Source organism: Cellulomonas algicola (assembly GCF_019024305.1).
GTDB lineage: Bacteria > Actinomycetota > Actinomycetes > Actinomycetales > Cellulomonadaceae > Cellulomonas > Cellulomonas algicola.
The window spans coordinates 48,538-60,130 of the sequence record NZ_JAHKSJ010000021.1; the positions used below are offsets into that span (position 1 = coordinate 48,538).

The window sequence follows — 11,593 nt, forward strand, 5'->3', positions numbered from 1 at the left end:
CTCCGCGGTCGGAGTGCTCGAGCGCTAAACGCTATCTCCTGGAGACGTTGAACTGGATGATGCCCGGCGCAGGTCGTGACACGACGACGGCGTCAACCTGGCGCGAAGCGCGGTCCGTTCCGCTGGGGACACCGGCGAGCGACTCGTTCGCACCGCGTGATCTGCATGGTGGTGGGCTCGTCGCGGCGGTCTCGATCCGACCAGTGGGGGAACGTCTTCACCGACCTCGAGGGGGAGGTGCTCGAGTGCGAGCAGCCGTTCGATGGAGGCCTGAAGGTCGCCGTCAGGCACGCCGCGGCGGGGGCTCCGCGCGCCGACTCCAGCCCGTCAGTTTGCGATTGCTCCCTGGAGAGCTTGGTGCAATCCATTCCACGTCATTGCCGGATCGAGCGAATCGATTGCGCTTACCAACGAAGAGATGGCAATCACGCCAGTTCGAGCGAGCGACTGTTCGGCCTCTACCCGCGCCGCGGCAGGGACGCCATCCTCCCACGCGATCGCGACAACAGGAACGATCTTGCGTGCTGGCTGCGATCGTTCGAGACTCCGGGCCAATTCTTGCGCAGTGAGAGCGGCCTCTCGAATCCGTCTCCTGATGTCCGACCCTACCCGCAAGTACTTCGTTTCGAACACTAGGTCTGGCAAATCGTTCTTCGTAGAGATTGCTACCAAGTCGGCGACACCATGACGCGTCGCCGTGGCGTCCGACGACACGCGCACATCGCCTCGCAGGAGATAGTTCGGTTGGAGCGCGCGCTTCAGAAGACTGATCAGTTGCGCCTCTACCTGGCTGTACTCCGCCATGTAGTCCGCCCGCGATCGGTGCGGTGGTGCTGTGGCCCCACCCTCAGGTCGAGAAGACCCCGGAGTGGCCAGCTCGCCATCCGAACCTGGCGTGCGGGAGACGGAATCAGAGGTCGGCTGGCGACTCAGCTCTGCCTCCCGGCCCTCCTCGGCTTCTTGCGCTACCTTCTGCTTCCTGGCTTCGCTCGAAGCATCTTGCAGCGCCTTGTACGCCTCGACCGCTTGGGCCTTGGCCAACTTGTCTGCAGCGGCTTGCTGAGGTCGCCACAGCAGAAATCCGTAGAGTAAGCAAAGGAGCCCAAGGACGGCAAGGGCGACGCATAAAGGCTGATACCAGTCGTTAATGAAGGCCAGCTGGTCTTGTCTCTGCAATAGGGATTCCCGTGCGACGGGTGTAAGTGAAGCAAGTTCAGATCGCGTGATTTCAAACGTCGCGATCTCGCCGACGATGGCCCAGTGGATTACGGCCGACGCGCCGATCAACAGCAACCCGACCGAGGCGATGAATTTGCCAAGATGGCCGTACTCGACCTGCGTCAACCGTCCCTCCCTCACCTAAGGTGTTGCCTTTGCGCTGCGCTGCAGTGTCCCGCAAGCGATTCATCGCTGGGGATGGTACTGCGGCGACCATACTGCCGGGTTGAGTTCAGGGTGCGATGAGAGGGCCGATGACGCCGCTGTCGCCAACGCGTACGTCTCCCGAACACCACAACCGTCGCAGTCGCTGTCCATTGCCACAAGTCGGTGCCGGTGGACGCCGAGAGTTCGGTCATCAGGCTGGCCAAGCTGTAGAACGACACCACGAGCGGAGCGCAGACGAAATCTGCCCCTGCACGCATAGGCGTCGCCCCGAATCGAGGGAGCAGGGGTCGAGCCCTAGCCTCGCCTCTGTCGGAGCGCACGTACGACGAGGTCATGAGGGACGGGCCTCGGGTGGGCGACCGCTGCCGGGCGCCAAGTGTTCGAGGATCTCGGCGGTTCGTGCGTCGACCTGCTCATCCGGCTGGATGTAGTGGAGCCGCGTGATAGCCGTCGACGTGTGGCCGAGGAGCTCAGCTGCGAGGTCGAGCCCGCCGTGCTTGTCGACGACCGTAGCGGCCGTGCGACGGAACGCGTGCGGCGTCACCATCGCAACCCCCGCGGACTGAAGCGCCTCCCGTAGTCGGCGGCGAACGTTTGCGGTCGCGAGGGGCGTGCCGTTGCGGCTGAAGAAGACGAGGTGGTCCTGCGGTAGTGGCCCCGTGACAGCGAGGCGCTTGCGCACAGCCTTGACGGTGAAGGACGGGACGGCGACCCGGCGTACAGACTTCGCGGACTTCGGGTGGTCCTGTCGGTACGTCGGCCGGCTCTTGGGCGAGACGATCGTGCCGGCGATCCGGATCGTCGGCTGCTCGACGTCGAGGTCGAGGTCGCATACGCGGAGAGCAAGCGCCTCACCGATGCGCGCCGAGGTACCGACCATGACCTCGATGATCGCCTCGAGCTGACCGTCGGGTCTCGGGCCCTTCGGTGTTCCGTTCCGTCGCCACGACGCGACGGCATCGCGGATGACGTCGAGCTCGACGGCTTCCAGGGCCATGGGAGCTCGCGCAGGCCGCTTGAGCCGGCGCGTGCTCTGGACCGGGTTCCGGTCGATCGCCTCGAGCCGCACCGCAAGGCTCATCACCAGGCTGAGGATCTTCTTCGAGTGCACGGCACGGGCGTAGCTGAACGCGCGCTGCTGCGTGAGCCAGCGTTCCACGCGGGCCACGGTGATCTCGCGGATGGTGAAGTCCCGGAACGCCGGCAGCAGGAGGTGCTCGGCCTCCCACGCGTAGCGTTCACGCGTGCTGATCGCCAGCTCGCCTTCGGCCTCCAGAGCCGCAAGCCAGTACGCCACGAGGTCCGCGAACGCGGTCGCGCCCGTGATCTCGCTCGTCGGCTCGAGCTCGTCGGACACCGTCGTCATCTTGAGCTGCAACCGCCGCCGCGCGTCGGCCCGGCTGCCGCCGGTCGACTCGAGCTGGCGGTAGCGGCCATGACCGTCCCGGTAGCGCACCCGGGCTCGGAACCGGCCGCCGGGTGTTTGCTGCGTCGAGATCTCGCCGAAGGCGCCCACCGCGAGGCGTGACCTAGGCACGTCCGCTCACCGCCCAGCGGGATACGTCCCTGGCGAGGCTTCCCGGACGCTGTCGAGCCAGGTCTGCACGGATGACAACGGGAACTTCAGGTGCCGGCCGATGCGCAGGGCGCACGGCCCCTTGCCCTCTGTGCGCCAGCGGTAGATCGTGACCACCGGCACGCCGACGTACTCGGCCAGCGCGTCGATGCTCAGCAGCGGTTCGAGGCCCGGGACCGTCGAGTTCGGGCCGGCGACGTCGTTCGGGAGATGGGTCTGCGTGGTCATGCAGACAGGTGTGCGCACCCCGCTCAGATGTCGCGACGCAGTGCGCGGCGCTGCGCGCCCAGCTCGACGTTGACGCTCCCGCGACGGTGCTCGTGAGCCGAAAACGCGGGATAAACGCGGGATGGACCATGTCCAGAGACTCCTCAGGCCTGGTGAGACACCGTCTCACCAGGCCTGATGCGTCGGGCTGACAGGATTTGAACCTGCGACCCCTTGACCCCCAGTCAAGTGCGCTACCAAGCTGCGCCACAGCCCGATGGCCCCCGCAGGGGCCTCGGAAACTCTACCTCACCGGGGCGGGGTGGCCGTCCACCCGTTTCGCGACCGCGCGTCGGGACGCCTCAGCCCTCGAACGGCCAGAACGGCCGCACCTCGACGCGCCCGAAGCGGGCCATGGGGTGACCGGCCGCGATCCGCAGCGCGTCGTCGAGCGACTCGCACTCGACGACGTCGTACCCGGCGATGTGCTCGGCCGTCTCGGCGAAGGGACCGTCGGACACGAGGGTCTCGGAGCCGCGGACACGGACGGTGCGGGCGTCGGACACGGGACGCAGGCGGTCGCCGTGGAGGCGGGCGGACCCGGTCTCGTCGAGCCACTCCTGGATGCGGTCGCCCTCGGGGGTGTACGGCTCGCCGGTCGGGTCGGTGCAGATGAGCAGCATGTAGCGCATGGTGGTTCTCCGTCGCTCGCAGGAACCGGGCGGCGGTGGCCCGGCGGACGACCCCATGACGCGCGGGCCGCGACAGGATCGACAACGTGCACGTCCGTGCAGCGCGATTGACCCTGTCACGGCCCGGTCCTAGCGTCGAGCCGCCGGCCAGCCGAGGGTCGTCTGGCCCGCCCAGGAGGCCGTCATGCTCTCCGACTTCGACGCCATCCCCGTCCTCGCGGTCACGGACCTCGAGAAGGCGCGCGCGTTCTACGAGACCACGCTGGGGTTCACCAGCGCGGGGGACGCCGCGGAGGGCGTGATGTACCGGTCCGGGGGCGGCTCGTTCCTCGTGTACCCGTCGGGGTACGCGGGCACCAACCAGGCGACGGCGATCTCCTTCCAGCTGTCGGCGGACCGGTTCGACGCCGAGGTCGCGGACCTGCGCGACCGGGGCGTCGGCTTCCAGACCTTCGAGGTGCCCGAGGGCACGTGGCAGGACGGGGTGCTGGTCTCGGGCGAGATGAAGGCGGCCTGGTTCGCGGACCCGGACGGCAACATCCTCAACGTCGAGACCGGCGCGGAGGGCTGAGCGTCACGGGCCGACCTGCGACCCGTCCGGCGCGACCGCGTACCAGACCTGGTTCACGCCCTGACCGTTGACGTCGCCGGGCGCCTCGTCCTGCGCGAACAGGTAGACGGGCCGTCCGTCGATCGTGACCTGGTACTCGCCGTCGGGCGTCTCGATGGTGCCGACCTCACCGGTGACGCCGTCGGCGACCACGTCCTCGGACTCGGCGTAGACGGGCGGCCAGGCCGTGAGGCAGTCGCCCGTGCACGCGCTCGTCCCGGAGCCGGGGGTGTCCTTGAGGAAGTAGTAGACGGTCATGCCGTCCTTGTCGACGACGACCGACCCGAGGCTCGTGTCGGCCGTCATGAGGTCGGCCGCGCCCGCCGAACCGTCGTCGGACGGTGTCGACTCCGTCATCTCGTCGGTGGTCGCCTCGGTCTGGGCACCGGTGTCGTCGTCGCCGGAACCCGAGCAGCCGACCAGCGTGGCGGTCGCGACGAGGCCGAGCGTGGTGAGCAGGATGGAGCGTCGCACGGTGGTCCCCTTTCCCCGGGGGAGCGGGACCGCGCCCGGGTGGTGCGGTGTCGCGGGCTCCCCGTGGAGTCCACGGGCGGGTGAGGTCTCGGGTTCACCTGAACCCGGGGCCGGTGCTTTCCGTGGTGTGAGTGACAGGACGGGGAGGTGGGGTGCGCGTGGACGACGACGCGGACGAGCTGTTGCGCGCCCTGCACGCGGCCTACGCGCGACCGCTGCACCACTACGTCGTGCGGCTCACGGGCGACCACGAGCTCGCGCAGGACGTCGTGCAGGAGGCGATGGTGCGCGCGTGGCGGCATCCCGAGGTGATGGCGCGGGACGACGACGCGGCGCGCGCCTGGCTGTACCGGGTGACGCGCAACCTCGTGATCGACGACCGGCGCAGCGCCCGGCACGTGCGCGAGCACATGACGGAGCAGACGCCGGACGTCCCGACGCCCGACGGCACGCAGGCCGTGCTCGACGCGTGGCTCGTCGCGGACGCGCTCACGGGCCTGTCCGCCGAGCACCGCGCCGTCGTCGTCGGGGCGTACTACGGGGGGCGGTCGGTCGCGGAGCTCGCCCGCGAGAACCAGATCCCGGAGGGCACCGTGAAGTCGCGGCTGCACTACGGGCTGCGCGCGCTGCGGCTCGCGCTGCAGGAGAGAGGGGTGACGTCATGACCGGCCGCGACAGCGCCGACCGGCCCGACCTGCCCGCGGACGACCCGTTCCGCGAGTGGGACGCGGCGTACGTGCTGGGGGCGCTCGGACCGTCGGACCGTCGACGGTTCGAGGAGCACCTGGCGGTCTGCGACGCCTGCCAGGACCGGGTCGCCGAGCTCGCCGGGATGCCGGGCCTCCTGCGGGCCCTGCCGCCCGAGCAGGCCGTCGCGCTCCTGGCCCCCGAGCCGTCCGACCTCACCGAGGCGGAGGTCGTGGACCTCGCGGCCGTCGCCCGGCGCGCACGCTCGGCACGCCGTCGCCGCCGGCTGGCGACGATCGCGACGGCCGCCGCGGTCGCCCTCGTCGCGGCCGTCGGGGGCGCATGGGTCGCACGCACCGTCGCACCCGCACCGGTGACCGCGCAGGCCGCGCACCTCGCGCTGCGGCCGGTGGGCGGTGTCGACGTGACCGCGAACCTCACGATGCAGCAGAAGAACTGGGGCACGCGCCTGGACTGGTCGTGCGAGTACCCGGCGCCGCCGGCCGACTACACGCTCGTGTACGAGCTCGTGCTCGTCGAGGGCGACGGCACGGCGACGGTCGTCGCGACGTGGTCGTCGCACAGCGGCCAGGCGCGCGGGCTGGGGGCGTCGTCGAGCATCCCGGCCGACGACATCGCGCGCGTCGAGATCCGCCTGCAGGGCGCGGACGACCCGCTGGCCGCGGCGATGACCTGACGGGCGTCGTCACCGTCGCGCCCGCCCTGGACCGCCCGGCGGCGGCCGCGACAGGGGGAAGGTCGCTCCCGCACGGGTGCCGCCGCCCGGCGCTCAGCCCGTCGCGACCTCGTCGTCGGCCACGACCAGCGGCGTGCCTCCGGTGATCGCGACGAGCTCGTCGAACGTCGTCGGGAAGATCGAGTGCGGCGTCCCGCCCGCGGCCCACACCTGCGCGTGCTCGTCGAGGGCCACGTCGACCACCGTCTCCAACGGCGCCGGATGCCCGACGGGTGCGACGCCGCCGATCGCCTGACCGGTCGCGGCGCGCACCTGCTCGGGTGTCGCGCGGGAGATCCGCTCACGCCCGAGCCGCTGCGCGAGCCCGACGGTGTCGACGCGGTGCCGGCCGCTGGTCAGCACGAGCAGCGGCTCGCCGTCCGCGAGGAAGACGAGGCTGTTCGCGATCGCGCCGACGGGGCAGCCGAGCGCGGCGGCGGCCTCGGCGGCCGTGCGCGCGGAGTCCGGCAGGACGGTGACCTGCCCGGCGACACCGGCGGCACGGAGGGCGTCCGCGACGCGGCGGGCGGACGGGGGCAGGGTCTCGGTCACGGGTTCTCCGGTCGGTGACGGCGGCGGCGCGGCTGCAGCCCCACGTTGGGCAGGGCGGGGGCAGGGATGCGCTCGGGTCCGTGGCCGACGACCGAACCGAACCGCTCGGCGGCGTCGGGCGACTCCCACGCGGCGCGCGCGGCGGAGATGTCGGTGTGCGACCGGCCGACGAAGTTCCACCACATGACGAGGTCGTGCGCGAACGGCTCGCCGCCGAGCAGCATCAGGCGCGCACCCTCGGCACCGGCACGCACCGTCACCTCGTCACGGCCGTCGCCGAGGTACAGGAGGGGCCCGGGCGCGACGTCGACACCCGCGACGAGCGCCCGACCTCCCAGCACCAGGACGGCGTGCTCGAACCCGCGCTCGAGCGGAAGCACCACGTCGTGACCGGGTTCGACCACGACGTCGGCGCCGAGCAGCGGCGTGTGCACGCGCGCGCGTGACCGGGCGCCGTCGAGCCCGCCGACGAAGACCGTCGCGCGTGCCCCGTGCGCCTCCCACACCGGCAGGTCTGCGACCTGCTCGAAGGACGGCGCGCCGTCCATGACGTCGTCGGGCAGCGCGACCCACAGCTGGACCCCGTGGAGAGGCGCGGCGTCGCCGAGCGTGAACTCCGAGTGCGCGACCCCGTGGCCGGCGGTCATGAGGTTGAGCTGCCCGGGTCGCACGACGACCTCGGACCCGACCGAGTCGCGGTGCAGGATCTCGCCCACGAGCGGCCACGTCACGGTCTGCAGCGCGGTGTGCGGGTGGGGGAGGACGCGCATGTCGACGGACTGCGGGCCCATCTCGTCGAGGAAGCACCACGCGCCGACCAGGGGGAGCGCACGCTGCGGGAGGGTCCGGCGCACCTGCATCGCCCGCACGCCGCCGAGCGGGACCTCGCGTGCCTCGTGCAGCTCGGCGACGGGGCCGCGCATCCCGAGCGCCTCGCACAGCGCCTCCTCCGGGCGGACCTCCAGGTTCGTCATGGCTCCACTGTGCCTGACACCCCGACCGGTCGGGAGCACCACGCCTGGCACGCCGACCCGTCGGTGGCACCTCACACCCGGCGCGCCCCGGACGTCTGCACACTGTGGGCGTGAAGCAACCGTTCGAGCGGGTCGTCGTGGAGCACGGCGCGACGGTGCTGCGCGTCTGCCGGTCGGTGCTGGGACCGGTCGACGCCGACGACGCGTGGTCCGAGACGTTCCTGTCGGCGCTGCGCGCCTACCCGGACCTGCCGGCCGACGCGAACGTCGAGGCGTGGCTCGTCACGATCGCCCGGCGTCGCTCGATCGACGTTGTCCGTCGCGCCACCCGGCAGGCCGTCCCGGTCGCCGAGCTGCCCGAGCGCACCGCGCCGGCCGACGGGCGCGACCTGGACCTGTGGGCCGCGCTGGCCGCGCTGCCGGACAAGCAGCGGCGGTCGGTGACCTACCACCACCTCGGCGGGCTGCCGTACGACGAGGTGGCGTCGTTGCTCGGCGGGACGTCGGCCGCGGCGCGACGGGCGGCGGCCGACGGGGTCGCGACACTGCGCCGCACGTACCCGCGCTTCGCCGAGGAGGGAGAGCAGTGATGACGGACGGACGAACCCCGGGGACCGAGGAGCACCTCGTGCGGCTGCGCGCCGGGCTCGTGGCACGGGCCGCCGAGGACGGGCTGCTCGACGTCGCCTACCGCACGGTCGACAGCCCTCTCGGGCCGCTGCTCCTGGCGCGCACGCCCGCGGGCGTCGTGCGGGTGGCGTTCGCCGTCCAGGACCACGACGCGGTGCTCCAGGACCTGGCGGTGCGGGTCAGCCCGCGCGTGCTCGAGGCCCCAGGCGCGCTCGACGACGTGGCGCGTGAGCTCGACGAGTACTTCGCCGGGTCACGGCTGACGTTCGACGTCCCGGTCGACCTGCGCCTGACCGCGGGCTTCCGCCGCTCGGTCGTCGAGCACCTGCCGGACATCCCGTACGGGCGCACGGCGTCGTACGCGCAGGTCGCGGCGTCCGCGGGCAGCCCGCGTGCCGTCCGCGCGGTCGGCACCGCGTGCGCGCTCAACCCCGTGCCGCTCGTCGTCCCGTGCCACCGCGTCGTGCGGTCCGACGGCAGCCCCGGCCGGTACGCGGGCGGCGACGCCGCGAAGCACGTGCTGCTCGAGCTGGAGGCGCGAGTCGGACGTGCGGCGTAGCGTCGGGCGCATGTGCCGGAACATCACGACGCTGCGCGGGCTCGAGCCGCCCGCGACGACCGAGGAGATCGAGGCGGCCGCCCGCCAGTACGTGCGGAAGGTGACGGGCGTCCAGTCGCTCAGCGACGCGACGCGCGACCCGTTCGAGGCCGCGGTGGCCGAGATCGCGGCGATCACCGCGCGCCTGCTCGACGAGCTGCCCGCCCGACGCCAGCCGCCCGCGACCGTGCCGCCGCTGCGCCGCCCGGAGGTCCAGGCGCGCATCGCCGAGCGGATCGCCGCGCGCGAGGCGCACGAGCGGGCGCACGAGCTCGGCCTGCCGCACACGCACGAGGACGACGACCTGCACGACGACCTCGACGAGGTCGCGGCCGCCCGCTGACCGGCATCCCGACCGACCGCGTCGAGCGACGCGGTGGGTGACGTGGCGTGGAAGGTGTGGTGCGCCTGACGCGACGGTCCCTCCACACGGCCGACGACCGGCCCGCCACACGACCGGCCACCGGAGAGCGGGCGGAGCGGTCGTCGCCGAGACCGGCGAGGCGTCAGGACAGCGGGTCGGTGCCCTCGCCGGCGACGACGTGCGCGCTCACGAGCCGCGGGATCCCCGGGGGAGCGACGGCGGAGAGCGCGAGGAAGCGCGCCTCGGCCCGGTGCAGCCGGATGTGCTCGTCGAGCGTCCAGGTCGGGCCGTTGGTGAGCTGCATGCCGCACGCGCACGCGATGGTGACGCGCCCGTCGGACGTGGTGTCGACGAGCCCGACGGTGGTGTGGTCGGTCGCGGCGCGCACCTTGGCGCGGCGCATCTCGGCGCTCACCGGCACGACCGGCGTCGCCGCGTCGTGGACGGTCATGGCGTTCCTCAGCGGTCGGTGGCGACCCGCTCGTCGACGAGCTGGTCGAGCTCGAACGACTCGTCCCAGTGCGCGCCGCCGAGCGACGGCATCATCGCACGCAGCTGCGGGCGCCAGCCCTCGACGCGCTCGGGGAAGCAGCGGTCCAGCAGGTCGAGCATGGTCGCGACGGCCGTCGACGCGCCGGGGGAGGCGCCGAGGAGACCGGCGATCGAGCCGTCCGCGGAGGTGACGAGCTCGGTGCCGAACTCGAGCACCCCGCCCTTCTTCCGGTCGCGCTTGATGACCTGCACGCGCTGGCCGGCGGTGATGAGCTCCCAGTCGCGCGGGTGCGCGGTCGGCATGAACGCTCGCAGCGTCCGCAGGCGGTCGGTGTCCGTCGCCGTGACCTCGCTGATCAGGTACTTCAGCAGGTCGAGGTTGCGCACGCCGACGGCGAGCATCGGGACGAGGTTGTCGGGGCGGATCGACCGCAGCAGGTCGAGCCACGAGCCGTGCTTGAGGAACTTCATGCTCCAGCCGGCGTAGGGGCCGAACAGCAGCGCGGTGCCGCCGTCGACGACGCGCGTGTCGAGGTGCGGGACCGACATGGGCGGGGCGCCGATGTCGGCCTTGCCGTACACCTTCGCCTGGTGCCGGGCGACGATCTCGGGGTTGGTGGTGCGCAGGAACTGCCCGCTGATCGGGAAGCCCGCGAAGCCCTTGGCCTCGGGGATGCCCGACTTCTGCAGCAGCGGCAGCGCGCCGCCGCCGGCGCCGATGAACACGAAGCGTGCACGCACGCGGCGGGCCTTGCGGTTGCCGTTCCAGCGGCGGTCCTTGACGCGCAGCGTCCAGGCGCCGTCGCGGCCCTGGCGCAGGCGCGTGACCTCGCTCTCGACGTGCAGGCGGGCACCGCGGGCCTGGGCGTCGTCGAGCATGGAGCGCGTGAGGGCGCCGAAGTCGACGTCCGTGCCGGAGGTCGCGCGCGTCGCGGCGACGGGCTCGGCGGGGTCGCGGTCGTCCACGAGGAGCGGCGCCCAGTCGGCGATCGTGGCCGGGTCCGCGCTGAACTCGAGGTCGGAGAAGAGCGGGTGCGCGCGCAGGGTCTCCCAGCGGCGGCGCAGGTACTCGACGTTCGCCGCGCCACGCACGAACGTCATGTGCGGGGTCGAGGACAGGAAGCCGGTCCCGCCGGGGAGGCGGCCGTTCGTCGCGAGGTGGTTCCAGAGCTCGCGGGAGAGCTCGAACTGCTCGTTGATCGTGACGGCCTTGGAGATGTCGATCGAGCCGTCGGCGCGCTGCGGCGTGTAGTTGAGCTCGCAGAGGGCGGCGTGGCCGGTGCCCGCGTTGTTCCACGGGTTCGACGACTCGGTCGCGACCTCGGCCCGGCGCTCGTGGATCTCGACGGTCCACGTCGGCTCGAGCGTCGTGATGAGCGCGGCCAGGGTCGCGCTCATGATCCCGCCGCCGACGAGGACGACGTCCACTGTCTCTTCGCGATGCGCCACGATTCGAGCGTATGTCGACGTCGAGAATCTCTACAGCGAGGAACGTGTGACCTTCGTCTCTCTCGTCCCATGACTTCAGACAGGTCGTGGGACGACCGACGGGGACGGCGGGCCGCCGTGGTGCGCGGCCCGCCGCCCCCGTCAGGTGGTGCGGTGGACGTCGGTG

14 protein-coding genes, 1 tRNA gene and 1 pseudogene are annotated in these 11,593 nt (G+C 71.9%); 6 read left to right on the plus strand and 10 right to left on the minus strand.

Annotated features, from left to right (window positions below; all coding sequences use genetic code 11):
• Positions 1-327: 327 nt before the first annotated feature.
• The 5 genes from KOV94_RS15845 to KOV94_RS15865 form a co-directional block, all read right to left on the minus strand.
• Positions 328-1,344 (minus strand): hypothetical protein, encoded by a 1,017-nt coding sequence (locus KOV94_RS15845; protein WP_218052577.1) that lies wholly within the window; start codon positions 1,342-1,344, stop codon positions 328-330.
• A gap of 373 nt (positions 1,345-1,717) precedes the next feature.
• The gene (locus tag KOV94_RS21360) at positions 1,718-2,902 is read right to left on the minus strand and encodes a tyrosine-type recombinase/integrase (RefSeq protein ID WP_308160597.1); all 1,185 of its coding nucleotides are present in this window, start codon (positions 2,900-2,902) and stop codon (positions 1,718-1,720) included.
• Between the two features lie 27 nt (positions 2,903-2,929).
• A complete protein-coding gene (locus KOV94_RS15855; RefSeq protein ID WP_218052579.1) occupies positions 2,930-3,190 on the minus strand; it encodes a helix-turn-helix transcriptional regulator in 261 nt (86 codons plus the stop codon).
• A gap of 182 nt (positions 3,191-3,372) precedes the next feature.
• A tRNA-Pro gene (locus KOV94_RS15860) sits at positions 3,373-3,446 on the minus strand.
• Positions 3,447-3,531: 85 nt separating this feature from the next.
• Complete coding sequence (locus KOV94_RS15865) at positions 3,532-3,861, minus strand: YciI family protein (RefSeq protein WP_124341228.1); 330 nt, start codon at positions 3,859-3,861, stop codon at positions 3,532-3,534.
• Positions 3,862-4,045: 184 nt separating this feature from the next.
• Between KOV94_RS15865 and KOV94_RS15870 the strand changes: the two genes are divergently transcribed.
• On the plus strand, positions 4,046-4,432 hold the full coding sequence (locus KOV94_RS15870) for a VOC family protein (protein ID WP_124341227.1): 387 nt from the start codon (positions 4,046-4,048) through the stop codon (positions 4,430-4,432).
• Positions 4,433-4,435: 3 nt separating this feature from the next.
• On the opposite strand, the gene KOV94_RS15875 is transcribed toward KOV94_RS15870, so the two are convergent.
• Positions 4,436-4,945 carry a COG4315 family predicted lipoprotein gene (locus KOV94_RS15875; RefSeq protein ID WP_218052580.1) on the minus strand — a complete coding sequence of 170 codons (510 nt, stop codon included), beginning with the start codon at positions 4,943-4,945 and terminating at the stop codon, positions 4,436-4,438.
• A 158-nt stretch (positions 4,946-5,103) separates the two neighbouring features.
• On the opposite strand from KOV94_RS15875, the gene KOV94_RS15880 reads away from it, so the two are divergent.
• Positions 5,104-5,610 carry a sigma-70 family RNA polymerase sigma factor gene (locus tag KOV94_RS15880; RefSeq protein ID WP_124341225.1) on the plus strand — a complete coding sequence of 169 codons (507 nt, stop codon included), beginning with the start codon at positions 5,104-5,106 and terminating at the stop codon, positions 5,608-5,610.
• Positions 5,607-6,329 carry an anti-sigma factor family protein gene (locus tag KOV94_RS15885; RefSeq protein WP_124341224.1) on the plus strand — a complete coding sequence of 241 codons (723 nt, stop codon included), beginning with the start codon at positions 5,607-5,609 and terminating at the stop codon, positions 6,327-6,329. Before KOV94_RS15880 ends, KOV94_RS15885 begins: the two co-directional genes overlap by 4 nt.
• Positions 6,330-6,422: 93 nt before the next feature.
• Here KOV94_RS15885 and KOV94_RS15890 read toward each other — a convergent pair whose 3' ends face one another.
• A complete protein-coding gene (locus KOV94_RS15890) occupies positions 6,423-6,920 on the minus strand; it encodes a YbaK/EbsC family protein (protein ID WP_218052581.1) in 498 nt (165 codons plus the stop codon).
• On the minus strand, positions 6,917-7,894 hold the full coding sequence (locus KOV94_RS15895; RefSeq protein WP_218052582.1) for a pirin family protein: 978 nt from the start codon (positions 7,892-7,894) through the stop codon (positions 6,917-6,919). Before KOV94_RS15895 ends, KOV94_RS15890 begins: the two co-directional genes overlap by 4 nt.
• A 110-nt stretch (positions 7,895-8,004) precedes the next feature.
• Here KOV94_RS15895 and KOV94_RS15900 point away from each other — a divergent pair, with 110 nt between their 5' ends.
• From KOV94_RS15900 to KOV94_RS15910, 3 genes are read left to right on the plus strand one after another with little or no spacing between them, the layout of a single operon-like run.
• Entirely contained in the window at positions 8,005-8,484 is a 480-nt protein-coding gene (locus KOV94_RS15900) for an RNA polymerase sigma factor (protein ID WP_218052583.1), read from the plus strand.
• Positions 8,484-9,083: a methylated-DNA--[protein]-cysteine S-methyltransferase gene (locus tag KOV94_RS15905; protein ID WP_218052584.1), complete on the plus strand. Its 600-nt coding sequence runs from the start codon at positions 8,484-8,486 to the stop codon at positions 9,081-9,083. The genes KOV94_RS15900 and KOV94_RS15905 overlap by 1 nt, the downstream gene beginning before the upstream one ends.
• 10 nt (positions 9,084-9,093) lie before the next feature.
• The gene (locus KOV94_RS15910; protein ID WP_124341219.1) at positions 9,094-9,465 is read left to right on the plus strand and encodes a DUF2277 domain-containing protein; all 372 of its coding nucleotides are present in this window, start codon (positions 9,094-9,096) and stop codon (positions 9,463-9,465) included.
• 163 nt (positions 9,466-9,628) lie between these two features.
• On the opposite strand, the gene KOV94_RS15915 is transcribed toward KOV94_RS15910, so the two are convergent.
• On the minus strand, positions 9,629-9,937 hold the full coding sequence (locus tag KOV94_RS15915; RefSeq protein WP_124341218.1) for a hypothetical protein: 309 nt from the start codon (positions 9,935-9,937) through the stop codon (positions 9,629-9,631).
• An 8-nt stretch (positions 9,938-9,945) separates the two neighbouring features.
• Positions 9,946-11,433 (minus strand): annotated as a pseudogene (mqo, locus tag KOV94_RS15920) (malate dehydrogenase (quinone)); the annotation flags it as partial.
• Positions 11,434-11,593: the final 160 nt, after the last annotated feature.